This is a genomic window from Tenacibaculum sp. M1.3A (assembly GCF_057732375.1).
Window position 1 is genome coordinate 377,224 of record NZ_JBYJEF010000001.1, and the last position, 26,497, is coordinate 403,720.

At 30.0% G+C, this 26,497-nt stretch carries 24 protein-coding genes; 20 read left to right on the plus strand and 4 right to left on the minus strand.

Going from position 1 to position 26,497, the window contains the following annotated elements; all coding sequences use genetic code 11:
• The first annotated feature begins 118 nt into the window (after positions 1-118).
• The 11 genes from AC28QF_RS01735 to AC28QF_RS01785 all read left to right on the plus strand — a co-directional run bounded on the left by AC28QF_RS01735 (position 119) and on the right by AC28QF_RS01785 (position 11,094).
• Positions 119-1,177 (plus strand): hypothetical protein, encoded by a 1,059-nt coding sequence (locus AC28QF_RS01735; protein ID WP_488200079.1) that lies wholly within the window; start codon positions 119-121, stop codon positions 1,175-1,177.
• Positions 1,178-1,180: 3 nt separating this feature from the next.
• Positions 1,181-1,726 (plus strand): hypothetical protein, encoded by a 546-nt coding sequence (locus tag AC28QF_RS01740; protein WP_488200078.1) that lies wholly within the window; start codon positions 1,181-1,183, stop codon positions 1,724-1,726.
• Between the two features lie 19 nt (positions 1,727-1,745).
• On the plus strand, positions 1,746-3,512 hold the full coding sequence (locus tag AC28QF_RS01745) for an OmpA family protein (protein ID WP_488200077.1): 1,767 nt from the start codon (positions 1,746-1,748) through the stop codon (positions 3,510-3,512).
• Between the two features lie 5 nt (positions 3,513-3,517).
• The gene (locus tag AC28QF_RS01750; RefSeq protein ID WP_488200076.1) at positions 3,518-4,054 is read left to right on the plus strand and encodes a hypothetical protein; all 537 of its coding nucleotides are present in this window, start codon (positions 3,518-3,520) and stop codon (positions 4,052-4,054) included.
• An 11-nt stretch (positions 4,055-4,065) separates the two neighbouring features.
• Positions 4,066-5,007 carry a hypothetical protein gene (locus tag AC28QF_RS01755; protein ID WP_488200075.1) on the plus strand — a complete coding sequence of 314 codons (942 nt, stop codon included), beginning with the start codon at positions 4,066-4,068 and terminating at the stop codon, positions 5,005-5,007.
• A 17-nt stretch (positions 5,008-5,024) separates the two neighbouring features.
• Positions 5,025-5,504 (plus strand): hypothetical protein, encoded by a 480-nt coding sequence (locus tag AC28QF_RS01760; RefSeq protein ID WP_488200074.1) that lies wholly within the window; start codon positions 5,025-5,027, stop codon positions 5,502-5,504.
• A gap of 13 nt (positions 5,505-5,517) precedes the next feature.
• A complete protein-coding gene (locus AC28QF_RS01765; protein ID WP_488200073.1) occupies positions 5,518-6,915 on the plus strand; it encodes a hypothetical protein in 1,398 nt (465 codons plus the stop codon).
• A gap of 12 nt (positions 6,916-6,927) precedes the next feature.
• Positions 6,928-7,635 carry a hypothetical protein gene (locus AC28QF_RS01770; protein WP_488200072.1) on the plus strand — a complete coding sequence of 236 codons (708 nt, stop codon included), beginning with the start codon at positions 6,928-6,930 and terminating at the stop codon, positions 7,633-7,635.
• Positions 7,636-7,637: 2 nt separating this feature from the next.
• The gene (locus AC28QF_RS01775; RefSeq protein WP_488200071.1) at positions 7,638-9,383 is read left to right on the plus strand and encodes a PASTA domain-containing protein; all 1,746 of its coding nucleotides are present in this window, start codon (positions 7,638-7,640) and stop codon (positions 9,381-9,383) included.
• 4 nt (positions 9,384-9,387) lie between these two features.
• Positions 9,388-10,059, plus strand: coding sequence for a hypothetical protein (locus AC28QF_RS01780; RefSeq protein ID WP_488200070.1), 672 nt, complete (start codon positions 9,388-9,390; stop codon positions 10,057-10,059).
• 252 nt (positions 10,060-10,311) lie between these two features.
• Positions 10,312-11,094, plus strand: a complete 783-nt coding sequence (locus AC28QF_RS01785) for an alpha/beta fold hydrolase (protein WP_488200069.1) — start codon at positions 10,312-10,314, stop codon at positions 11,092-11,094.
• A 59-nt stretch (positions 11,095-11,153) separates the two neighbouring features.
• Here the strand turns inward: AC28QF_RS01785 and AC28QF_RS01790 are convergent, their stop codons facing one another.
• The 4 genes from AC28QF_RS01790 to AC28QF_RS01805 all read right to left on the minus strand — a co-directional run bounded on the left by AC28QF_RS01790 (position 11,154) and on the right by AC28QF_RS01805 (position 18,755).
• Entirely contained in the window at positions 11,154-11,378 is a 225-nt protein-coding gene (locus tag AC28QF_RS01790; protein ID WP_488200068.1) for a hypothetical protein, read from the minus strand.
• Positions 11,379-11,503: 125 nt separating this feature from the next.
• Positions 11,504-12,955 carry an FAD-dependent monooxygenase gene (locus tag AC28QF_RS01795; RefSeq protein ID WP_488200067.1) on the minus strand — a complete coding sequence of 484 codons (1,452 nt, stop codon included), beginning with the start codon at positions 12,953-12,955 and terminating at the stop codon, positions 11,504-11,506.
• The gene (locus AC28QF_RS01800; RefSeq protein ID WP_488200066.1) at positions 12,956-13,171 is read right to left on the minus strand and encodes an FUSC family protein; all 216 of its coding nucleotides are present in this window, start codon (positions 13,169-13,171) and stop codon (positions 12,956-12,958) included.
• An 88-nt stretch (positions 13,172-13,259) separates the two neighbouring features.
• The gene (locus AC28QF_RS01805) at positions 13,260-18,755 is read right to left on the minus strand and encodes an alpha-2-macroglobulin family protein (protein WP_488200065.1); all 5,496 of its coding nucleotides are present in this window, start codon (positions 18,753-18,755) and stop codon (positions 13,260-13,262) included.
• 188 nt (positions 18,756-18,943) lie between these two features.
• Here AC28QF_RS01805 and AC28QF_RS01810 point away from each other — a divergent pair, with 188 nt between their 5' ends.
• From AC28QF_RS01810 to AC28QF_RS01850, 9 genes are all read left to right on the plus strand, one after another.
• Positions 18,944-19,525, plus strand: a complete 582-nt coding sequence (locus AC28QF_RS01810) for a MiaE family protein (RefSeq protein ID WP_483706343.1) — start codon at positions 18,944-18,946, stop codon at positions 19,523-19,525.
• Entirely contained in the window at positions 19,525-19,962 is a 438-nt protein-coding gene (locus AC28QF_RS01815) for a DUF4268 domain-containing protein (RefSeq protein WP_488200064.1), read from the plus strand. The genes AC28QF_RS01810 and AC28QF_RS01815 overlap by 1 nt, the downstream gene beginning before the upstream one ends.
• A 36-nt stretch (positions 19,963-19,998) precedes the next feature.
• Entirely contained in the window at positions 19,999-21,393 is a 1,395-nt protein-coding gene (gene mnmE, locus AC28QF_RS01820) for a tRNA uridine-5-carboxymethylaminomethyl(34) synthesis GTPase MnmE (protein ID WP_488200063.1), read from the plus strand.
• Between the two features lie 170 nt (positions 21,394-21,563).
• Entirely contained in the window at positions 21,564-22,298 is a 735-nt protein-coding gene (locus AC28QF_RS01825) for a phage integrase SAM-like domain-containing protein (protein WP_488200062.1), read from the plus strand.
• A gap of 49 nt (positions 22,299-22,347) precedes the next feature.
• On the plus strand, positions 22,348-22,710 hold the full coding sequence (locus tag AC28QF_RS01830; RefSeq protein WP_488200061.1) for a tyrosine-type recombinase/integrase: 363 nt from the start codon (positions 22,348-22,350) through the stop codon (positions 22,708-22,710).
• Positions 22,707-23,306 (plus strand): hypothetical protein, encoded by a 600-nt coding sequence (locus AC28QF_RS01835; RefSeq protein ID WP_488200060.1) that lies wholly within the window; start codon positions 22,707-22,709, stop codon positions 23,304-23,306. The genes AC28QF_RS01830 and AC28QF_RS01835 overlap by 4 nt, the downstream gene beginning before the upstream one ends.
• Before the next feature lie 169 nt (positions 23,307-23,475).
• Positions 23,476-23,766 (plus strand): helix-turn-helix transcriptional regulator, encoded by a 291-nt coding sequence (locus tag AC28QF_RS01840; protein ID WP_488200059.1) that lies wholly within the window; start codon positions 23,476-23,478, stop codon positions 23,764-23,766.
• A gap of 90 nt (positions 23,767-23,856) precedes the next feature.
• The gene (locus tag AC28QF_RS01845; RefSeq protein WP_488200058.1) at positions 23,857-25,209 is read left to right on the plus strand and encodes a DUF3987 domain-containing protein; all 1,353 of its coding nucleotides are present in this window, start codon (positions 23,857-23,859) and stop codon (positions 25,207-25,209) included.
• 221 nt (positions 25,210-25,430) lie between these two features.
• Positions 25,431-26,471 (plus strand): DUF6371 domain-containing protein, encoded by a 1,041-nt coding sequence (locus tag AC28QF_RS01850; RefSeq protein WP_488200057.1) that lies wholly within the window; start codon positions 25,431-25,433, stop codon positions 26,469-26,471.
• Positions 26,472-26,497: the final 26 nt, after the last annotated feature.

Below are 26,497 nucleotides of genomic sequence, written 5' to 3' on the forward strand. Positions count from 1 at the left end.
GTTGGTTCATACGCCTATATACGTTAATCACACGTCCATTAAACTTATATATATCGTGAAGTTTGTAAAACAAAAAAGTAATTAACTGTTTTACAAGAATTAACTAAAAATATATTAAATGGAAAATACTGTAATTATCAACTCTATTGGAACCGCTAATCCGAGTGTTTCTAAATTATTAGCCGACTCTTTTAAAATGCCACAAGAGTTCATTTTAAAAATGCTCTACAATGCTCCTGCTGTTCTATTTCAAAAAATAGATTTAGACTTAGCTAAAAAAGCAGCTTTAACATTATCTAAACTTGGTTTAGAGGTGCAAATTACTGATGAAAAAGAAAAAATAAATCTAGCTAAAGAACAAGTAGAAATCAGTATTTATTTTGAAGATATTTTAAAACTACCTAAAGTAATTAATCAACTGTCAGAATTTTTAGGTTGCAAACCATCAGAATCATTAAACATGTTATTGGCACAACCAGGTATTGTATTAGGTGGTGTTTCTGAAGCTACCGCAATTGCACTTCAAGGGCGTATAGATGCTTTAGTATGTTATTCTAATCCTAGAAAAGATGTGTTTACAATATATATTAACAATGATTTTCCTAAAAGTGATTTAAAAAGACTTATAGCAAAAATTAAGCAACCAATACAAACTTTAAAAGACGGAACAGTTATTATAAAAAATCTTAGCTATGCCGAAAGCAGTACTATCTGGAGAGAACATCAATCTAAAAAAACAATCCGTGTTATCAACCAAACACATCAGTTAATAAACATTCATTTAACTTCATTTGATATCAATAATAAAGAGCATACTTCTTTTTTAACTGAAAAAATTGGAATGCCTGATGCTATTCTTCCAGAGTTAAAGGAACATTTACCTATCACACTTTTTGAACGTGTAAGTCATAAATCAGCAAAAGATATCATAGAAAATTGTGAAGGATTGGGACTTCAATTTTCTGTAGAACACAACTTTAAGGCAACTAGAAAATTAGCGATAAAGAAAATTAAAGAACATGCTGCCGTTAAAAACGTATTAGCACAATTTATAGAGGTAAGCTCTTTTAAAGAAAACACTAGTGAGTGGGAAAGTAGTACTGAAATTCCTGATTTAATTGCCAATTACTTATATGCACAGTTAATACTATTAAACTGCGAACCAACAATCATTTAAATTATGGAAAATAAAAAAATGTTGCATTTCAGGATTGCTGAACGTGGTAAAATGCATGCGCTAGACAAAAACTATAAAGAGGCTTTACGACACTATAAAGAAGCTTTACGCTTAACTCAAACACAAAAAGATAGCGAATTATTTTTTCAACATTATAGCCAATGTGTTATGGAATCTTTAGAGCAATTAGGTTCGTATGACGAGGTAATTTCTTTTTGCGAAAACTACAGAGCTTTTTTAGCTGATAAAGAAACTAATGTGTTGGTAAAAAAACACAATGCTTTTGTTAGCGAGCGACAAGCCATTCAGCATATACTTAAAGAAGAGCAAGAAGAAGCCAAAGCATTACTAACAACCGTACAAAAAGAAATAGGAAAAGGCAAACATCCTATAACTGATGAATTGTTAAACTGGCTTTTAAGGGGTTATAAGATCAATAAAGATCAAGTTACCCGATTACAGAAAAAACACAATTATTTTATAGTGAGAAAAGAATCTGTAAATCCAAAAATAGCCATGGATTTACCAGATGGAATTTCTCCTTTTTAACCATTAAAAACAATTAAATATGGCAGACATTAAAACACTTGACCAAGGCGCCAAAATACTTCAAAACGTAGACGTTGGAAGTATTGTAACAGGGCTAGCACTTGGTATTGCAGACGCTCAAGAGCGTTTAGACACCAACTCCGTTAAACAAATCACGAGGCTTTCTGAAGTAGAAGTTGGCGGTAAATCATTATTAGAACTCGGGTTTCAACCTGCGTTTTATGCCTTTGAATATGCAGATGTTTCTGCTTCTATCAATTTAAAAATGACAGTTCAAGAAGAACTAGAAATTGATTTTAGCTTAGAATATGACTCTACTAAAAAGAAAGGGTATACAGATGTAAGCATTCAAGAAGTTGAAAACAATTATCAGGAAGAAAAGTACAAGGAATTTAAAAGTAGCCGAAAATATTGGACAACAGCATCTAATGAGCACACATTAAAGGTAAACCAAAGTACTGTAAATACAAGTAAAGAAACAGGCAGTATTGATAGATTAGAGGAAACTGCTGAAAACTTATCTTCTGACTCTGAAGTACAACGTGTAGATTCTAAAATAATTGAGACTAAAGATATTGTTAACACAAGCACTAGTAATGCAGTAAGAGCGCATAATTATAATGGCTTTGGTATGTTGGCTTTATCCGACAGTCATACCGCTGAAACAGGTATTATAAAAATAACTAATACAGCTAATTTTAATGCTTCTACTGGAATAACGATTAACACAACAGGAAGTCCAAAAAAAGTTACCTCAAGTAACATTGGAAGTAGTTGTAAAAAAATAGAAGACACTATTGATATCTATTTTGATTTTTCTAAGTATAACGCTCTAGATTTTAATTATACAAAAGGAGGTTTTGACAATACTGATGTACAAGAACAACTAAAAGTCTTATCATTAATAACATATAATAACAGTACTCCAAGTGCTATAAATGATAATGATTTAACCATTAAAATTATTGGTCATACAGATAGTGTAAGTGGAGAAAACTTTAATTTAGACTTAGGTTTAAAAAGAGCAAAAGCTGTTAAAAACTATTTAATTGCAATTGGTATACCTGAATCTAAGATTTCAGAAACAAAATCTGAAGGTGAAGCAGAAGCAAATGCAGCAGGAGAAAAAGATGGTCCTGAAAACCCTGAATTTAGAAAAGTAACGATAGAAATTGAAAAAGGAACTAATGATTATTATTATATTATAGGTGGTAATTTTAGTTTTGCATCAACTTTAGTTACTGACTGGTCTACTAGTACGTTTGGCCTTTTTAGAAAATTCAATATTTCTACTGCAGCTACAACAACTAATATCGAAATTAATTCTGGTAGCGATATAGGTATTTCCCATACTGTAAATAGTTTGTCTGAAATAAAAACAAAACTGGGCTCCAATAGCAAATTTTATACTCAAGTTTCTGGTGATGTTGTTTATCTTTTAAGAAAAGATGCTAAGATAGAATACACCTTATTTTCTAATAATAATGAAGAAACTACTATAGAAGATAAATCTTCGAATGCACAAAACTCTTCTAACAATAACGATACTTTAAATATACATAAAGTAATTAACAGTAAATACTTTGCAAAATCAGATTTAAAAAGTATTAAAGATCCTAAAGTATCTGCTTGGAGTGGTTCTTTAGATGTACGCTATGCACGTCAGTTTGGTGTATCTGTAGAAGGAAATGCTTCCGTTTCTGCTCGTATGATTTCTGTTCCACCACCAACTGGTTTAGAGAATTATATTGCATCATTAACTGGTAATACAACTTCTGGAAGCTAGAAATTATGAGCGCAGTACCACAAGTTATACAACAAATTACCAATGCTCCTCTACCATTTATGTTAGAGAAACTAGGCGCTTCTATTGCGAATGCACAAGCTGCTTTAGATGCCAATTCTATTCGCTTAGCAAATGAAATGGCAACGATTAAAATAGCTGTAGGTGATGAAGATTATAATTTAATTAGCCTTGGGTTTGCTCCTACTTTTTATGCTTTTACAGAAGCTTCTTTTGAAGTGAAAATGGAGTTTTCTGTTGCAGAATCTGAAAGTTATGGCGGTTCATTAAGTTTAAATTATGGGAACAGCTCTAATTCAAATAATGCAACAAGTGGAAGTGCTAGTAATGCTAATAATAATTTTAGTGCGAATAATGATAATACAGAAACCCAAATGTTTGGCATTGCTATTTCTGCTCATTATGCACGTAAATTTTCTGTTTCTGCAGAAGCATCTTCATCTATAGCTGCAAAAATTGTATCACTACCTGCACCAGATATTTATTATGAAATTTTAAAATCAACAATAACAAAAGACAAATAAAAACAAAAAATATGTTTAGAAAAAATCCTAGTATAGGACAAGAATTATTGGACGTTCCGATGGGCGACATGATTCGACAAATGGCTTTTTCTATAGCCGAAGCACAAATGGCATTAGACTCTAACTCTATTGAGGTTGCTGAAATGATGGGCGGACTTAAAGCTGTAAAAGAAGAATTGAATGGAGAAGAATTTATAAATTTTAAAGATAGTCGTGTATTCTTTGGTAAAGAAAAGGTACAATTAAGAGATGCTGTAGAATTGTATAACTCTAATACTGACCAAGCATATAGAGCAGCTATCGATGCTAAACTTGGTAATGACACCGAAGCTGGTTACGATAAAGAAGTTGTAGATGTAAATAAGCTTCCTGCTGTATCCGATAAAACCGTAATATTTACGCCTGATGACCAAAGAAACACAGAAGTATATTATAGAGATCAAACCAATATTAGTTCTATTAAATGGTATAAGTATATTGGCGAGGTATATACTTTATTAGACGGTGTACCAGCGACTTCAACCGCTCCTCCAACACCAGTTCCTGGTAGAAAAATGGTTAAACCAGGTTTAGGTACACGTGAAGTAATGTTACCACAACGATTATCTATGTTAGAATTAGGATTTTCTCCTACATTTTATCAGTTTGTAGATACGATGATACGTGTTAGTATTTCTATCAAATTTACCAGAGAAGGTTCTTCTTCTTTTTCTGTTGATAGTAAATCAGAAAGTAAAGATAGAAGTATCGGTTTTAGTTGGCGTAAAGGATTAAAAGCAAATAAAACAGTAACAACTACACAGGTAAATGCTGGTTTTTCTCAAAAATATAGTTATTCAGCAGAAGGTTCTAGCATACTGCAAACAAAATTAGTTCCTATTCCACCACCAGCAATTTTAGAAGAACGTATCCAACAACAAATGGAAATTGCGCGACAAGAAGCTGAAAATTAAATTAATATCAAACTAAAATGGGAAGTATAACTAGAGAAATTTTAAATGCACCTTTACCAGAAATGGTAAAAACACTTGGTGTCGGAATCGCTCAAGCACAACGCGCCTTAGATAAAGTATCTATGGAGTTGGCGAAAGAGTTGGTAGATACAAAAGTGGATATGGGAGGCGAAGAATATAGTTTGCTTTCCCTTGGTTTTACACCTACATTTTATCAATATGTAGATACTGTTCTAGAGATGAAAATGTCTGTTTCTATGAGTAAAACTACAGAGTTTGGCGTTGCTACTTCTGTAAGTGGAGGTGTAAATGTAGGTATTGTTGCTGTTAGTGCTTCTGTTTCTGCTAGTTTTTCTCAAAAGTATCAATACTCTGCAGAAGGTAGCTCAATGCTACGAACAAAACTAGTAGCAGTGCCAAATCCGCCTGTATTTGAACAACGCTTGCGTGCGATGATAGCAGCTGAACTTGAAGACAAAAGAAACGATTTAATTTAAAAAACTCCTTAAAATGGCCAAACATTGGAAACAGTTTATAAAACAAGAGGTTACAACTAAAAAAACAGCAATAGAAGACGAAAATGAAGGCCTCTCTCTATCTGATTTAATACAACCTAATGTTACTAATGATGAACAATCATTAGACGATATTGCTGCATCTAATATTAATTTAAAAAGTTTGCTTGAGGAGCAAAAAGAACTAGAACAAAATATGAATGCTCTTACTGGTAAAACAGCAGAGCATTCTTCTACCAAGAAACAATATGATAGTGAGATAAAATCTGTTTATCAAAAAAGAAAAGACGCTAAAAAAGAAGAAGAAAAGAAAAATAAACTTCTTAAAAAAAGAAAAAATAGTGCTAAAGAAAACATCAATTGGAATAAAAAAGAGAAAAACTTTTTTAGTGTAGATACTACTAGAAAAGCACAAAATAAAATTCCAAGTTTACTTTCTAAAAAGAAAAAAACACAAAAAGGTTTTATCAAAAAAAAACAACCCAAAACTGTTCTTGAAAATTTTGAAAATGGGAAAAAAACAGCAAAAAACATAACGACACTTTCTGAAAATTTTGCACAAATAAACAGCAAGAAAACAAAAACGTCAAAAGGGTTAAAAAAAATAAACAACATATTAAATACTACTTCTAAAATAAGTAAAGAAGTAGATAAAAACATCACAAAATTTTCTGACAAACTTGTTCTAACTAATAAAAAGAAAACAAAAAAATCCAAAGAATTTAAAAGGATTACTAATACAATAGATACTGTTTCTAAAGCAGTTAAAAAAGTGAACACTATAGCCAGTGATACTTCTCATAGCATAAACAAAATAAGCAGTTTATTTTCTAGTGATTTTATCAAAAAAGAAACAACTGATAAAAATTCAGTTTTAGAAAACGAATTTTTTTCTACTGCTATTAAATCAGTTGATCAAATTGTTAAAACTAGTGAAAAAACGCTCAATATCTTTAATAAAATAAGCACAAAAAAAACATCAGATTTTGAAAAATTAGCACAACAAAAAGAAAATGAATTTAAAAACATATTACCAACAATAAAAAGTGATACCAAAGAGGCGAATGCTTTGAATGAAAACTTAAATAAAGTAAACAACTTTTACGACACCACGAAAAAACATTTAGAGAAAACAACTAAAACGATTAAAACTGTTGACAATCTTTTTAATAAAACTGGTCTATTAAAAAAAACTGAAAAGAAACAAGATGTGTTAATGGCTTTAAATTATTTAGATAAAATTTATACAAAAAAAGAAGAAAAAGAATCTAAAGGCTTTGATACTATCAATGTCTCAGAAATTTTTTCTGCTGCAAAAAAAATCAAAGAATTTGCAGATGAGCTTCCTACTAAAAAGAAATCAGCATCAAAAAAAGATCCATTTTCATTATAATTTACATACCAAATGAGCACACAAAACACATCCATAACCTTAAAAGAAATATTACTCGGAATATCAGAGAGTTTAAATGAAGCGCAACATCAACTTCGTAATGCTGCTCCTTATGATGAATATGGTCGTCCTAATACATTATATACCTTACCTTATTTGGATTTCACCTTACAAGTAGAAACCGAATTAGAAACTTCTTCAACAACAAACGGAACTTACGACCAAAGTAGTAGTTATGGAAAATATGCAATGGCAGAAATGCCGTATTCTCCAGCTCCAATGATGACATATCGTCCGGTAAGTAAAACAAGTAGCTCCTCTGAATCTGATAAAATAACAAGTAGTATTTCTGGTCGTTTTGTGGCTGTTATGCCTAATGATGGTTTACCCCAATTAATTATTGAAGCAATTCCTAAACAAACCAATATTTCAAATATTTATGATATTGAAGTGGCTGTTTTTAATTCTGCTGGTGAAAAGATTCCAGGTGCTTTGGTGGAGTTTAATTATAATAGAGATAAAACTATTTTATTAAATACAAACAGTGTTTTAAACCACAATACCAACTTTGTAAAACAAGGAGAAGTTACTACCGATGTTAACGGACTTGCAATAAATACAATTCAAATAGATACTACAGATTATGATGCTAAAAACACCATACAAATAGATATCAATATAGGTACAGTTTTTACTAAAATTTCAATTCAAAAACACTAATTATGGCCACTAAATACCGCTCTTTACTTTTTAAATGCGACTTATTAGCTGCTAATAATACCGCTTTAAAATCTTATTCTATAGACATTGAATTTTTAGATATTGAAAACAGGAAATGGGAAAAACTTGTTGCGAAAATTGAAACTAAAAAAGGATTACTATCGCATGCTTATGAAATTCCAGTAAGACTTGCTAAAGAAGAAATTATTACCCGACTTGTACGTGATTGTATGAGTGAAGGTAGTTTACCTATGTTTAGAATTGTAAAATCTAATGAGCAAGAAACACTAATTCTTTCAGAAGCACCATCTATATTTTTTGATGAAGAAAATTTAGAAATAGCAATTGACTTTAATAAATTATGGCTTTTGGATGATTCTTTAATCACTAAAAGAGGTGCGAGTACTATTATTGCTTCTCCTATTTACTTACATCATTTTCAAAAAGAGTTTTTTAAGTTACAAGAAGAAAATAAAAGCCTTACTTCATTAACCAAGCTACAAGAAATTAATTTTAAAAAAATCAATGAAAAATTTAGTATTCAACTTAAAGAACTTAATGGGCATTTAAATGAACATGAAGAAACAGAAGCTTCATTAAAACAATCTTTAGAAAATAGTCTTAATGAAATCACTAATTTAAAAGAACAGTTGAATTACTCTTCTAAAGATGATAATTCAGAAGAATTTAACCAACTTCTAAAAAAATTGGAAGATAAAACCAATGAAGTTGAACAATTATTAGAAAAACTAAACAAGCAAGACGAACAGGTTTCAATTTTACAAGAACAATTAGAAATCTTAAAATCTTCTTCAATAATAAATGATGAATTAACTGTTCGTATTGCAGAATTAAAAAAATCAGTAACGGAATATGAAGAAAAAACAATTGTTCTTAAGCAGTATTTAGAAGAGAAAAATCAAGAAATAAACCTTCTTAAAGAAGCGTTATCTAAATTAAAAAATGACTCTATTGAAATTAATAAACTTAAAGAGTTTTTGTTAGAAAAAACAAACGAAGTTAAAAATTTACAACAAACAAAAAACAAACTTGAACAAGAAAATAAAGCAATTATTTTTGAAGTTGAAAAAACAAAAAACGCCTTACAAACACAGCAAAATTCTATTGATGATTTAGTTAAAAAAGTAAAAATATCACAACAAATTGTTTCTGAAAAAAACAGTGAAATTGTCGCACTTGCTCAAAACACTTCCGTAAAAGAAAGTGAAATCACAAAACTACAAACTAAAGTAACAGAAATACAAAGTTTTGTTAATGCTGAAAACCCGAATAAATTAGATGCTAAAAAAGTATATAGTAGTATTATAAATGACATTGCTGTAGCGGATGCGGAAATGGATACGTCCAGATTTAAAATGGCAAACATTTCTTTAAACTTAAAAACTACTATAGAAAAAGGCCCAGAAGGAACACTATTTGGTTTGGTTGATTTTGAATCTGCTAAAGATATAAATGCCGCTGCAATTAGCAATATTAGTATTGATGTTGTTCCGAATACAACAAGTGTAAAATATCAAAATAATGTTCCAAATATTATTGGTCTTACAGAAACAGCTGCCAGAAAAATCATTACAAATTACGGATTAAAATTAGACGTTATTTACCAGCCAACGGATAATCCAAAATTTATAGAAGGACAAGCAATTAAACAAATACCAGCAGCAGGCTCGGAATTAATTCAAGGACAAGAAGTAATTGTAATTTTTGCAAAACCATTAAAAAACTAAAACCATGTCAAACAATTCAAATGATTATTTAAAAGACGCTTTTGCTGCACCTTTAGGAGATTTCATAGCTTCCATTGGCGAAGGCGTTGGCGAAGCTCAAGCAGCATTAGATAAAGGTTCTTTAAGACAAACCTTAGAAATTTACAATACAGACCCAGATAACTCTGAAGCTTCTTTAAAGTTATTGCGTGAAATAGGTTATCAACCTACATTTTACACGATTCCAAAAACTACTGCAAAAGCTAAAATATCATTATCCTTATCGCAACAATCATCTAGTATTTTAAATGGCGGACAAGCTTTTCGTACTAAAATGTATGCAACTCCAGTAAATGCAACAAATACGAATAAGTACAATATGAATTTAAATGCAAGTGCAGAAATTCAATTTGATATTGTTCCTGTTCCTCCTACAGACACTCAAATTATTCGTTTTTTACCTAACCTAATAGAAAAAACGATTACAGACAACGAAGGGAAAACAACAACTGAAAAAAGAACTTTTGGTGAAATAAAAATTCTATTAAATGAATACAATTTAAATTATGCTTTTGGTGAAAACACAAAAGAAAGTGAGTTAAAAAACGAATCAACTTTTTCTGAACAAAAACCTGCTTACATTTCTGGCAGTACTCAAGTAATACGTGCCGAGGATGTTATTGTTTTGAGTACATAAAAAGAATGTTTTTATATAAAATTAGATATAATAGGTTTAAAAAAAATAAAAATTTTTTTAAACCTATTATTGCGTATTTCAAAATAATTATATTCAGTTATGCTAATTAATATAAGCCTAAAACCCTACTTATTAGTTGTTACTATTTTAAAATTATACCTCTTTTTAGTCATTTTTATGAATTACTTAAAAAATTTAACAACTAAAGTTGATAAATTAAATTATTTTTGCTCGGATTAAAAAAATAAAAATTTGTTAAACTATTACTCTTACAAACATGCTGTTTCTACCCAATGGGTAACATTTGTACACGGTGCTGGTGGTAGTAGCGCTATTTGGTACAAACAACTTCGTGATTTTAAAAAACATTTTAATGTTTTAATTTTAGATTTACGTGGCCACGGAGATAGTAAATCTGTTATAAAGTCTACTTTTAATAAAAAATACACTTTTGATGCTATTACTGAAGATATCGTAGAAGTTATTGATCATTTACAGATAAAAAAATCGCATTTTGTGGGTATTTCTTTAGGTACAATTTTAATACGAAACTTAGCCGAAAAGAAACCTAATTTAGTGAGTAGTATGATTATGGGAGGCGCAATTATTAAATTTAATTTACGTTCTCGTTTTTTAATTTTTGTAGGTAATTTATTTAAATCAATTGTACCATATATGTTATTGTACAAGCTTTTTGCTTTTATAATAATGCCTAAAAAAAATCATAAAAATTCTCGCTTATTGTTCGTTAACGAAGCTAAAAAGTTATATCAAAAGGAATTTTTACGTTGGTTTAAATTAACATCAGAAATTAATCCGTTATTACGATTATTTAGAATGAAAGATCTAAAAATACCTACCCTATATATAATGGGAGATGAAGATCATTTATTCTTACCTTCTATTAAAAATGTGGTTGAAAAACATGTAAATGCTTCTTTGGTTATTCTAAAAGAATGTGGTCATGTGGTTAATGTAGAACGCGCTACAATTTTTAATAAAAAAACAATCACATATATAAATTCTATTTCTTAAAATTGATTTAACCTGTTAGTTGAAAATCAATTAAAGTCTTTTTCGTCTTGTAGAACAGTTTAATCTATAATTTCGTAATCGATATTTAGTTTTCGTAAAATTCTTAAAGTAGAACCTGAATTTTTATCTTCAATTTCAATATCAACTGCGTCACCTTCTAAAAGAATACTTGTAAGTTCATTTGCTAAAGACGCATCAATATTAAATGATACCTCAGCAATACAATTAGCTATTGCTCTTTTATCTGGCCTTTGAGCATCACAAGACAATAAATTTAATTTCATAATAATAGTTTATGAACGCAATATAGTTGAATAGAATTACCTCTTATCGTTCTTGTTCTTTTATTTAGTGAGGATTGTTTTTTAATTCAAAACCTAAAACCGTCTTTAATCACAATAATACTCTGTTATTTTCTATTTAAAGGACGACCTCTTGGTTCATTCGCTTCTTGAAGTACAGCATCTGAATGTAAAAATTTTACAGCCTCTGCAGATCCTTTTACTTTTGATGCACTACGCATCAACATTTCTATTTCAAAAGCTGTTAGTACGCTTTCTCTAATTCCAATTTTTCTCCATTCTGATAAAGGTCTACATCCTTTGGATATTCCTCTAGCCAACGCCAAGGCATCTAATAAAGCCTGATTAGCTCCCTGCCCTTTAAACGGACTCATAGGGTGTGCTGCATCACCAATTAGTGTTACTTTTTTTTCTTCGGATAATAACTCCGGTTTTAATAATTCTCTATCATACACCGGATATCCCGAAATATTACTTTCATCAGTAGCTTCTAATATCTGTGGAATAGGATTGTGCCAAGGAGTTCTACTACAAGCTTCTTCTTTAAGTGCTTTAGACCCTTTTTCGCTTAACTGTTTTGCCGCTTCTTCTGACATCGGAAAACTGAGTTGCCACATAACAGCTTCTGATGTAAAAGGCATCATATAAATACGTTCATTTCCATTCGCTGTTTGAAATACAGTAGCGGAATCTAACAAAGAACTATCAACATTTTTAATATCTTTTAAAGGACAAATACCCAATATTACAATACAACCTAAATAACGCAAAGGCATAATATCATCACCTATTAAAAGTTTACGTACCGAACTACGAATTCCGTCAGCACCAACAACTAAATCTGCCTTTTCTTTTTTTATTTTTCCATCAACCTGAAAACTTAATTCAATAAATCCATCTTCAGAATCATTAAAATTAATTAATTGATGCCCCCATTTTACAGATTTGTGATTTCCTAATTGCTCTAATAATTCGAATCGTAAAGATTGTCGTGCTATATGTACATTTGTTCGTTTCGGGGAAGTTTTAGTATCAGAATCCATCCATTTTCTCATGCCCCATTCACCAATTACTTTTCCTTCGGGATTATGAACCACATGCTTTGTTGAAACAACGCCTTCTTTCAACTTAAAAATACCCAATCCTTTAATAGCATTACTCGCTTGTTGTAGCGTAAGTCCGTAACCTTGTGATCTTGAATTAAAACTATCATCACGTTCATAAAGCGTAAACGGAATTCCACGATGCAAACACGCCACAGCTAGTGCCACGCCACCAATACCACCACCAATTATAGCTACGTGAGGGTAATTCTCTATATCTGCTATAGGATGCTTATCAGCTTCTAATAATCCTGAGCCATTACATTTTAAACAAGAATATTGTACCGCTTTAGGACGAACAGAAGCGGCACCTAGCTTGTATGATTTTTCATAAGCAGCTGATGCTGTTTGATAACGAAGTTTTACATTTTTACGTATTCTTTTGTTTTTTTTACCTAACCCTTGGCATTCTTTACAAATCGTAAAACTTGATGTTTCGTTTTTATCTGTGTTCAATTATTTTTTATTTTTCTGTGAATTCTTAATTAATTTATAAGCTAAGAATAAAGGAATTAGCGTTAAAAATCCTACGCTATTTTTTACTACGCTATAAATTATTATACCTACTAAAAAACCAATAAGTGCAGCATTGATTATTAAATTATACTTTAATTTCTTATTTGCTTCTAAAAGTTCTTTATCTGTGAATTCTGATGGCTCTTTATCTTTCATTTTTGAGTATTCTAATTTATATATGAACCCTAATTATTCCCTCAATTTATTTTTTAATATTTCCTTTTGCTGTAATTAAATCAACACTCTACTTCACTACTTTAATCCATTCTCCTTTTGTTCTGGCTATATAATCATTATCATACATCGCCTCTACTTGCACACCTGGTAAGTAATAGGTTCCTAAATACGACGCATTTAACAGCACTCTAAACGTTTTACTCTCGTACTTTTTAAGTGTAAAATAATTACTAATACTAGCATCACGAATATCCGTAAAATCTACTTGAGATGATGTTGTATTGTTTCCGAAGTCAGTAAAACGAGTGTTAATAATTTCCCATCCAGAAGGGATAAATTGTGTTAATGCTACATTTTCTATGTTATCATTCGTGGTATTTTTCACTGTAACTTCTGCAACAAAATTGGTTCCTTGCGATAAATTATCAGGCATTATACGATTACCATCTTTTGTTTTGTAAATAATTGTTGTTTCTAAATTATTCTGAAATACTTTCTCTTCTCCAACAGGTAAAATTCCTTTGTTAAAAACACGTACATATAAAACTCCGCTATTTTTATTCGCTATTTTAAAAGTGTTTTCTTTATTAATATCTTCAATATCTTCAGCATACAATGCTTTTGAAATTTCAATATTTTTAGAATTTTCATTTAAACTATAACTCGCATTAATTCCTGTACTCCCACCATTTTTAAGCGCATATTTACTCATCGCTAATAAACTATAAGCAGTTGTTTGTGTGCTCATCCATGTATTGCTAGATAAACTTTCAGCAATTTCTTTTGCTAATTTAATAGCTTTCGTTTCCTCTTTTAACAATGTATAAGTAGCTAATGCCATGGCTTTATTACGAGTTTCAGATCCGTAATTAGAATAGCGTCGTTTATTATAATCATTTGCCGTTAAACCCTCTAAAATTCCTTTTGCAATCGACTGTTTACCAATCAACGCATAGGCACTTGCCAATCGCATTTTTGCTTCGTTAGAAATTCCTTTTGTTTCTCGTAAACGATTCATAGAGGCAATATCTGCACTGTTTGCCAAACTTAATGTATACAACCTGTACGATTGTGATAAAGCATTGTTATAATAGGTTGAATTATTTCGCCAATTACGTGCTTGTTGTTTTTGGTAACCTATCCATTTCGATTTAAATCCAATTGGTAAAGCATATCCTTTTTTAGCAGCTTCAATCATAAAATGACCTGCATATGATGTTCCCCAACTGTTTGCACTTCCGTTTCCTTGCCAATATGACAATCCGCCACTTGATACCTGAAAATCAGATAAACGCTGAATTGTAGCTTTTATATTTCGCTCTATATCTTGTTTTTTTTCTTCGGATAATTCAAAAATTTCTGCTAAATATAACTGCGGAAAAGCACTAGAAGTTGTTTGCTCTACACAACCGTGTGGATATTGAATTAAATATCCCATACGTTTGGTAAAATTCATTGGTGGTAATGTAGATAATTCGATACTTGCTGTATTAGTGCCTTTTGTACCAAAGGTGGTAAAATTAAGTTCCTTTTTTTCGTTTGATTTTAACACCAAATCTTTTACCTCTGTGGTTACAGGATTCGGATTTAAAACATCTATTTCTACTTCGTAGGATGCTTTTTCACTACCAGAAACAGCATCAATCTTTACTTTTCCTATTCCTTTAAAATCATTTACTTTTAACGTAAAATAAGCCATTTTTTCATCTGGCTCATTAAACGATAACATCTGAGTTTTATCACCTACAATTGTAAACGACTCGTTTGGTTGCACTATAATTTTTACCTTTTTTACAGAAGGTAACATAGCAAAAACAGTTACCGGTAAAGTTACGGTTTCTTGTGGTGTAATTTTACGTGGTAATGATGCTAAAATCATTACGGGTTTACGAACAAAAGCAGTTTTCTCATCGCTACCGTACGCATCATTTTTAGCATCTGTTGCTACCACCATTGCACGTACCGAACCTACATATTTAGGTATTTTAATTACGTGTTCTTTGGTATCTCCTTTTGCTAAATTAAACGGCCCTAAATAGGTTACCATCGGTTTAAAACGATTGGCTTTTTTATTTTTACTTCCTGCTTCAGCTTCATCACCACCAATACTTAATATCTGATTTACTTTTCCGCCATAGGCGCCAATTACATCATCAAAAACATCCCAAGTTTTAACGCCTAATGATTGACGTGCGTAAAAGGTATTCCAAGGATTTGGAGTTTTAAAACGTGTTAAATCTAACAATCCGTCATCAACCAAAGCAATTGTATAGGTCATTGCTTTTCCGTTTTTCTCTTTTACTTTAATTTTAGTGATTGACTCAGGTCTTAACTCATCTGCTAAGTCAATTTCTGGCGCTAATTTCGTTGCAGGATCGTTTACCAACATTGGTATAGAACCGTACATACGAATTGGTAAATCGTTGGCAGTTTGACTGTGTTTTTGTAATAACGAGATATTTACAAATACATTGGGCGTATAATTTGCCAATACTGGGAATTTAAATTCCGTTTGTTTTGCTGTTGTTGCTACCCAAAAATGATTTAATACTTCGGTTCCATTTTCAATTGTAATTAAAGCTCTTGCTCCTTCAGAAGACGGGAATTTTACAGTAGCTGTTTCATTTACTTCATACGATTCTTTATTTGTAGTAAAAACCAACATTGTGGCATTGGTTTTATCTTGACTCCCTTTTGTCTTTCCGTACCAAGATGGCCAATCGAAATAAGCAATATTCGAAGTAATGTGTTTACTTTTCTTATCGGTTACTTTTATAAGGTAACGTCCCCAATCATTTTCATTTATTTTTAAATCGAACGAACCTTTACCACTAGCATTTGTTTTTACTTGTAATGTTTTATACGTTTGATGATGACGCGCACCATCGTAATTAGAGAGTCCGTTATCGGCAGTACTCCACCACCAACGCCATGATAATTTATAAACCTTTACTTCTAAATCATTCGTTACTCCTACTCCATTTTCAGTAACTGTTGCTACGTTAAATGTATATTTTTCATCCGTAAATAAATAATTTTTAGATTGTTGTTCAGCCGCATTTAGTAAACCTACATAGGTTTTATAAGGAGATACTTTTTTAGAAAAAACATCCGTACTAAAATCGCCACCATTTTCATAAATTTTGGTTATAAAACTCGCTTTTAACATTCCTGGAGCTTTTTTATCTAACCTTGGTTTTACAGAAAAGCCTGTTTTCCCTTCGCTATTTAAAGTTCCTTCTAATACCTTAAATTCTTCTGTACCAAACCTACGTGTAACATCATCAAAATTATAATTTTTAAAATTTTCGAATTCTGTTTTCGATTGCGTGAATTTACCGTTAATGTCTAATTTTAAATCTTTAGCAATTGCTCCATGCAACCATTTCACATCCACATCTCCTTCAATTGGTGTATCGGCTTTTATAAAATCTGCTGCTGTTTTTAATTTTATCTTTAAACGATTTGGTTTTATGGTTTCTATTTTAAGTGTTTTATTAAAAACGGCACCACCAACGCTTACTCTTAATTTCCAATTTCCGGTAATTGCATCTTGATTGGTTTTTGGAGCATACGCATATACATTATTCGTATTCTTAAAAAGTACTTTTCTTTCTATAATTTTTCCCTGCGGATTTAACAACTCAAATTTAATAGGGTGGTTTTCTGGTATTGGATTTGCGTTGTCATTCAACACAAAAGTTAAAAACAATTGATCGCCTGGACGCCAAACACCACGTTCGCCATAAATATATCCTTTAATTCCTTTTTGTAATTTTGTTCCAGAAACATCAAACTTACTCATAGAAAGTGAGTTTCCATCATTCAGCTTAATGTAAGTAGTATTTTTATCTTTTGTAACTACAGCAAAAAATGCATTTTTAATTCCTTCGAAATTAGCAATTCCGTTTTTATCTGTTTTTATAGTTACAATAGGTTGTTGTTGTAAATTGTATAGTGTTACGTTAGCGTCAAAAACTGGTTCGGTTGTTAATAAATTAGTTACCGCAATAAAAGTTGTATTGTTATTACCTTTTTTTACGATTGCTCCTAAATTCGTAGCTAAAATATTAGTGCTCTTATTTTTATTATAGTAATAAGAGGTTGAACACGGATTATCTCTTTCATTCCAACGGTAGCTATAATAGTCGTTATTATAATAACTAGGGTCGTCGTATTGTTTTAAGTCTATTTCTTTTTTACCATAAACTATCGTGTTATTATTAGTAGCTTCATCACATGAATAGTTAGAATATTTTTGATTGAAAGAAAAATCAACTCGATACATTGCTCCGTCTTCAATTGTTAAAACTTCAGCCAAATCTATCGCAAAAGCATTTTCTTTGGTTAAATCCACTCCTTGATTGGTAAGATTTACGGTATATTTAGCTTCAGGGCGACCTACATAACGCAAATTACCTTGGTTACTTAAGTTATTGTTTTGTAAAAACTGTAATACATTTTCTTTATAAATTTTAAATACTGTTACATCAACAGCTTTAAGATTAACTGCTTTAAAATTAATTTTAAGATTTTTTGAATTCGGTAATATGGTTCCGCTTTTAATAAAGCTTACCGAAGGCTTTAATTGCTGAAAATGTAATGTTTTACTAAACGATTCTTTTAAAGCATAGTTTTCGGCATTTTTTATTCCTTTAAATATTTCGATATTTACCTTATCCTTAAAAGATGACTGCGGATAAATAGTTACTATGTTATTGGTGATTTTATATGTGAATTTTCTTTTCTGAGTATTTTCAAACTGAATTAAACCTTTTAAATCTTGTGATTTTTTTATTGGGTCAGAAAAACTAATATCTATTCGTTGCTTATCGGTATTAGCAACTTCTACATTTAAAACTTTAAAATTATTTTTTCCTGTAATTATTAATTCACGTTCTCCTTTTGATGTTGATTTTATCATTGCTCCATTCCAAGATACTTTTAAATTTTCATCTTCAACAAATCGTTGTAAACTATCTATTTTAAAATATACTTTAGAGGCTAGCTTCTCGAAGGTTTGAAACTTTACTTTTGCTTTGTTCCCTTTATACTTTATTTTTACTATTTCTGATAATTTTTCTTTTTCAATAACATCACTTGCCGTTAAAACTCCTTCTACAAAATACCAATCTTTGCTATATACTGTTGGCGATTGTAAAGCCACATTAAAAAACAACTCTTTTGTTTTTACTTCAATGGTAAAATCTTTTAAAGCAGTATCAATATCATCATATAGTTTAGATAAATGAAGTGTTATTTTATATTCTTGATTACTTTCTAATTTTTCATTCGGCACAAAGGAAACAACATTATTATTTAATGCTACCACTCCTTTAACATTTGGTGTAACTGTAATTACATCGTTAGTAACCGTAGCATCTTTTAGCTGTTTTTTTAAAATAAAATCGAGTTTTGGTGTAACAGAAACTACGTTTTCTGGAAAAACAGCAACATAATCAGTGTAAGCATTTACATTGCTTTCTGTATTTGTAGTTTTTTTACAAGCATTTCCAATAAATACCAGTAAAACTAAAATAATTAGTTTTATATTTTTTTTCATAGCAAATCAAATTTATTTTTTCATAAGTCCTTCAAATTTACGTTTTTTATAAAAAAAACTTGAAAAACTTTTACTTTTTTAGTTATCAATTAACTAAAAACCTATATGTTTTATGTAAAAAAAAGAGCACTATTACTTTCTTAAATTTAATAATCGTTAGTTTTGCAAACGAAAAATGAATTTAGATTATGTTAGGATTACAATTCGAGACTAAAACCTCTTGGGCAGATATTGCTAAAGACAATTTACAGCAAATATTAACAGATCATGCTTTTTTAGAGCAAAAAGCGGCTTCAAATGCTGTTTCTATAATTATAAATTATTCTGAAGAAACCGAGCTTGTACAAAGTATGAGTGAAATTGCTATTGAAGAAATGGAACATTTTAAAATGGTTCATGATTTTATGGTAAAACGCGGAATGGTTTTAGGAAGAGAGCAAAAAAACGATTATGCTATTCAACTACAAAAATTCTTTACCAAAACAAAAGACAGAACTAACGCACTTGTGCAACGCTTATTAATTGCCGCTTTAATTGAAGCAAGAAGTTGTGAGCGCTTTAAAGTTTTTTCTGAAAATATGGAGGATGAAGAACTATCTAAATTTTATAACGATTTAATGATTTCTGAAGCCAATCATTACACTGTTTTTTTAGGTTTTGCTCGTAAATATCAAGATAGAAAGATTGTTGATGAAAAATGGGAAGCTTTGGTTGCTTTTGAAGCTGAAATGATGAAAAACCGCGGAACTAGCGCTAAAATACACGGATAATGTTCAGTAAAGAAGAATCAGCAGCAATACGTAAAGAGTTTTGGACAAGCTTCGGAAAATCATTTCCAAGAAAATGGTTATTATACAACACTAAAATAAAAGGTTTTGCTTTTAAATTTCAGGCAGACCGTAAAAAAGCATCTGTTTGTTTAGATTTTGAACATTTAGATGAAGTTGCTAACGAATTACTGTATGATCAGTTATTATCGTTAAAAACCATTTTAGAAACCGAATATTTACCAGAAGTAATTTACCACGATAATTTCGAATTAGACAATCGAAAAATTATTCGTCGTATATATGTTCCTTTTGATAAAAAATTTAGCATTCACAACAAAGATACTTGGAGAGATTGTTTTGAGTTTTATGTAGAAAACATGGCACAATTTGAGTTGTTTTTTTACGAATATGAAGATTTTATAAGAAAAGCAATTTAATTTTTAAAATTTGTACCTAAACTTTACTTTTGTGCTATGATTCAAAACGATACAATTATTGCTATGGCAACTCCATCTGGTGTTGGAGCTATTGCTGTTATTAGACTTTCAGGAGAAAATGCTATTACTATTGTTGATAGTTTTTTTAAATCTGTAACCAATAAAAAGTCTTTATTGAATCAGAAAACACATACCATTCATTTAGGGCATATTGTTGATAACACAATTATTTTAGATGAAGTTTTAGTCTCTGTTTTTAAAAATCCGCGTTCTTATACTGGTGAAAATGTAGTAGAAATTTCATGTCACGGTTCTGTTTTTATTCAACAAGAAATTATTCAGTTGTTTTTAAAAAATGGCTGTAGAATGGCAGATAATGGTGAGTTTACCATGCGTGCTTTCTTAAACGGAAAAATGGATTTATCGCAAGCGGAAGCTGTGGCCGATGTAATTGCATCAAACTCTGCTGCAAGCCATCAAATGGCTATTCAACAAATGCGTGGCGGAATTACCAACGAATTAAAAGAACTACGTATACAGTTATTAGATTTTGCTGCTTTAATAGAACTAGAATTAGATTTTTCTGGTGAAGATGTTGAGTTTGCTGATAGAACCAAATTTAAGCAATTAGTTGCTAAAATCACTTTTGTTTTAAAGCGATTAATCGATTCTTTTGCTTTTGGAAATGCTATGAAAAACGGAATTCCCGTAGCAATTATAGGAGAACCAAATGTTGGTAAATCAACTTTATTAAACACACTTTTAAACGAAGAAAAAGCAATTGTATCTGATATTGCTGGTACTACGCGTGATGCTATTGAAGACGAATTAATTATAGACGGTGTTGCTTTTCGTTTTATAGATACTGCAGGAATTAGAGAAACTGAAGATATTGTTGAAAATATCGGTATTAAAAAAGCATACGAAAAAGCAGAAAATGCACAATTGATTATTTTTTTAATCGATTCTAATAAATTTTCCCACTCCAGTGAAGAATTTTTACAAGAAATAGAAACGATACAAAAACGTTTTCCTAACAAACGTTTATTAGTAATTGCTAATAAAATTGACACCTTGTCTTGTCATGATTCTGCTGTTCTACAATCAGAAATTGAAAACCTAATTTTACTTTCTGCTAAACAAAAAACAGGTATCGATGAATTAAAAGCCGAATTAACTTCTTTAGTTAATACAGGAGCCTTGAGTAATAATGAAACTATTGTTACCAACTCTCGTCATTTTGAAGCTTTAAATAATGCTTTAACTGCTATTACTTCTGTACAGCAAGGGATCGATTTAGAAATCTCTACAGACTTATTTTCTATAGATATTCGTGAATGCTTACGCCATTTAGGAAATATTACCGGCGAATATGATGTTGATAAAGATATTTTAGGGCATATTTTTGGTAACTTCTGTATTGGGAAGTAACAAAAGAAATAAAAGGAAACCAAAAGAAACAAAACCAATAAAATCAACACTTTAAATTAATTTTATTGGTTTTATATTTTCTCATACTTTCCTTTTTTAGTACATTTATGGAATCTATATTCCACCTCGTTATCTAAACAACACAAAGAGGTGTATTTAATTCCACCTTTATGAAAATATCGCTAAAAAAGAAAAAGTTAAAGACAGGAAAATACAGTCTATTTATAGAATACTACAAAGGTACTATTATAGATAAAAATGGTAAAAAAAAACATGATAGGAAATTTGAATACCTAAAGCAGTATTTATTCATAGACCCTAAAAATAAAACTGAAAAGTTAGAAAACAAAGAGACTCAAGAATTAGCTGATAAAATCTTATCAATAAGACAAGCTGAATACTATCAGGGCAAATACAAAATTCAACATAGTTCAAAAGAAAAATATAATTTCCTAGAATACTATAAAGAAAAAAAAGAAGAGCGTTGCCAATCTGAAACCAACTATGATAATTGGGAAGCCGCTCAAAAACACATAGAAGCCTTTTGCAACTCTTCTATTACATTTAATGATATTGATATAGATTTCATAAAAGACTTCCAAAAACACCTGCATACTGAAGCCAAAACAAAGGCAGGTCAACCATTAGCCCAAAACACAAAGCATACATATTATAATAAATTTAAAGCTTGCCTTAGGAGCGCATTTGACGAAGGCTATTTAAAAGAAAATTTTGTTGAAAAAGTACGAGCTATCCCTATGGGAGAAACTCATAGAGAATATTTAACTATAGATGAAGTACAATCGCTCTCTAAAACTCCAATCAAGCAAATAATTTTAAAAAAAGCTTTTCTATTTTCTTGCTTAACAGGTATCCGTTGGTCTGATATTAACAAAATGGAGTGAAGTTAGAGACGAAGGAATAGATGAAAATAGTCAAGCTATACATAGGATCGTGTTTTCACAAAAGAAAACCAAAGGAGTAGAATATTTATATATCTCTCCACAAGCTAGAGAGTTTTTAGGAGAAAGAAAAAAAACTGAGGATAGAGTTTTTGTAAATCTTCACTACAGTGCTCAAATGAATATTAACTTAGTAAAATGGTGTATGAGTGCTGGTATTACTAAACATATAACTTTTCATAGTGCCAGACATACGAATGCTGTGCTTTTATTAGAAAATGGAGCTGATATCTATACTGTTTCTAAAAGACTAGGACACAAAGAGATACGCACTACAGAAATTTATGCTAAAATTATTGATAAAAAAATGAAAGAGGCTGCTACACTTATTCCTAAATTAAATATTGAGTTATGATGAAAAAAGAAAAACTTACAAAAACACATGCAATAATAATCCTTATAGGGTTATCTGTAGCTTTTTTATATCCTATAATTGCCGAAGGTGAGTACTATCACATAGACTTTATAAAAGGTTTTTTAATAGGTTCTGTTATTGGTTTAATTATTGTTTTTAGAGATTTAATGAAGAAAGAAACTCTACAAGATAAAACTAAATCGAAACTTAAAACAGATAGTATAAATGATAAAAAAAAAATTAATAAAGAACAAAATCAATTACTTTTCAAATTCTTAAAACAATGGTTTAAAATATCTACTCAAGAAGATTTACAAAACCTTATTGATTTAAATCTATCTTCTATAAAAGGCAATTTAATACTAATAAAAAACCCTAAGTCTTTTTCATTACTACTTTTCAAACTCCTTGAAAAGGAATATTATACTAGAAATCAAATAGACTCAATATTTGACAGTAAAAAAATTACCCATTTAAATAACAAAAAAATTGATAAAGAAATATTTTCAAAATATCTATCTGATTTTCAAAAAGGTAAATCTATAGATTCTGATAAACAAAATGAAAATATAAAAATTTTACTAAAATCATTTTAACCACATAAAGCACTAGTAGTCAGTTATTAAAAAAATTATCACCAAATCATTTTTTTATTTTTAATTACATTTTCCTTTTATCCTTCTTTCTTTGTCATAAGTTAACAAAGAGAATACAAAAACAATTAGCGCTAATTGTTCATTACAAATCTTTAAAACATATAAGATAATGGACAATATACAATTAGATGAACGACTTGATAGAATTGAAAAACTCCTATTAAACAATAAGACTGTATTAACTTTTGATGAAGCTTGTGACTATACAAGTATATCGAGAAGTTATATGTACAAACTTACCTCTGGAGGAGCTATTCCCCACAGTAAGCCCAATGGAAAAATTATCTTTTTCGATAAAGATAAACTCGATAATTGGTTATTACAAAATGAAACTCAATCTAAATCGCTCATAGAAAAAAGAGCTCTCTCCTACACACTTAAAAACAAAAGAAAAGCGTAGGACTCCTACCCTACGCTTTCAAATATTTTTCAAAAAAAACAGTATTAACTACCGTGTTGTAAAGATACGGTATAAATCATACAAGTTAAAATGAGTAAACCAAAAGTTATTCATATTGATAAAATCGACTTAGAAAATGATTTTATTCAATTAACAGATAAAAACAAAAACCCTTTTCCTGTAGAAGTTTTCCCTAAAATTATTCAAGAAATTATTTATGAAGCTAATGATAAATATCAATTTGCTTTAGATTATTTAGGTGCTGGAATTTTAACAGCAGTTTCATCTTCAATTGGAAATTCACTAAAAGTTAAAGTTAAAAATGGCTGGAATGAAAAAGCGAACCTTTTTACTGTTATAGTTGGAAGACCTGGAGATTCAAAATCTCACGCATTGAACTTCTGTTTCAAACCTATTCATATAAAAGAAAATCAATTGTTTTCTGAATATTCAAACTTATTAAAAGAATACGAAGATGAATTAAAAACTGATTCAAAATCTATATTGAAAAAGCCTTTTTTACAAAAATATCTTATTAATGATTATACTCCTGAAGCATTAATACTGCATCATTCTAATAACAAAAACGGTTTATATATCTATGTAGATGAATTAAATGGATGGATAAAGAACTTTAATAGATATAATTCATCTGGTGAAGCAGAAACCTATTTAAGTCTTTGGAGTGGTACAACAATCTCAACCGATAGAGCCTCAGGTAAAAGTGTTAGAATTAATGATCCTTTTATAGGTGTTATTGGTAGCACACAAATATCAGTTTTAAAATCATTTGCTAAAGACGGTAGAAGCTCTAATGGTTTTATGGATCGTCTATTATTTGTATATCCTGAAATTCAAAAAACTTTAAAATGGAATATAAAAAAGATAGATGACAGGATTTTAGAAAATTATTTTTCTATTATCTCAAACCTTATTGAAACATCAATAAACCAAGATGAACCTCTTTTAATTCCAATTGAAGAGAACGCTAAAAAACATTTGTTTGATTGGCAAAATAATAGACCAGAAGATTACCTTTTTGAATATGAAAGAAGTATTGAGATTAAACTTCAACAGTACGTTATTCGTTTCGCTTTAATTCTACAAGCAATCCATTACGCTACTAACAAGAATACTCTTGATAAAATTGAATTATTTGCTATTGAAGGAGGCATAAAACTTTTTCATTATTTCTATAATAACGCTATAAAAGTTAGACAAGAGACTATTAAGAAAGCCTATATAGATACGTTAACTACTTTACAGAAAACTATTCTTAAAGATTTGCCAAATATTTTTACCACAGCACAAGGTTTAAAAATTGCTTGTAAAAAAATAAATGATAAACCAAGAGTTAGTCAAAGGCAATTTAAAACGTATTTATCAGACAGAAGACTCTTTAAAAAAGTATCTCATGGAAAATATGAAAAAATAAATTTATAGAAAATACTGCACTTTCTGCACTTTCAATCACTAAACCCTACTAATCAATACGTTAACACCTATAATTAGTGCAAAATTAGTGCAATGCCCGTGCACTTTGTGCACAAACAAAAAATGGAAAGTGCAGCAATAGTGAAGCAAAAGGACTCCAAAGTGCAGTCGAAAAAGCTCTACAAGTCAAGTATAGCTTGAAAGTGCAGAAAATGAAGTAAATCGCCTACATGTATAAATATTCATTACATAAAAAATCAATAAAGCATAAATGTCCTCAGTGTAAAAAGAACAAATTAGTCCTTTACATTGATACTGAGAATGACAATTATTTATCATCTAAAGTTGGTAGATGTGACAGAGAAATTAATTGTGGTTATCATTTAACACCTAAAACATATTTCAAAAACCACAATATATCTTATAAACCACTTATAAATAAAAATCATCCTTTAGAGATTAAAGAGACCGATTTTCATCCTTTAAACGAGCTTAACGATTCACTTGTTTATTATGATAAAAATAATTTCATCCAATTCATTAAATCAAAATTTAATTCAGAACAAGTTTCTTCTCTTTTAGATAATTATAAAATTGGAACAGCTACATCTTGGAATAACGGAACTATATTTTGGCAGATTGATTCTAAAAATAAAATTAGAGGTGGAAAAATTATCCTGTACTCTAATCAAGGTAAAAGAACCAAATACATTAACTGGAAGCATTCTTTAAAAATAAAAAAAGGAGAAATCAACTCATATAATCTTTCTCAATGCTTTTTTGGTGAACATCTTATTTCAAAATATGATAGACCTATTGCAATTGTAGAATCCGAAAAAACAGCTTGTATTATGAGTCTTTTATTTGAAAAATATTTGTGGTTAGCATCAGGTTCTCTCGGGGGATTAAATGAAAAGAAAATAGAGGTGTTAAAAAATAGAAAAATAATACTCTATCCTGATTTAGGCTTAGAAGGTAAAAACGGCTCTCCTTATACAAAATGGAAATCAACTTGTGATGAATTAAAATTAAAAGGATATGATATTCAAGTATCAAATTTATTAGAAGAAAAAGGAAGTAGAATTGAGCGAGAAAAAGGGTTTGATATTGCTGATTATTTTTTAAAAAGTATAATAGAAAAGCCCAGGAAAATAATATCAAAAACAAACAACACAGCCCTTAAAATGTATATGAAAAACAAGAGCTTAAAGTCTTTAATAGAGGTCTTTGAGTTAACTGACTTAGATGGTGTAAAAATTAAGGTTAATTAGTATATCAAGATGTGTCCTTGTCAGGA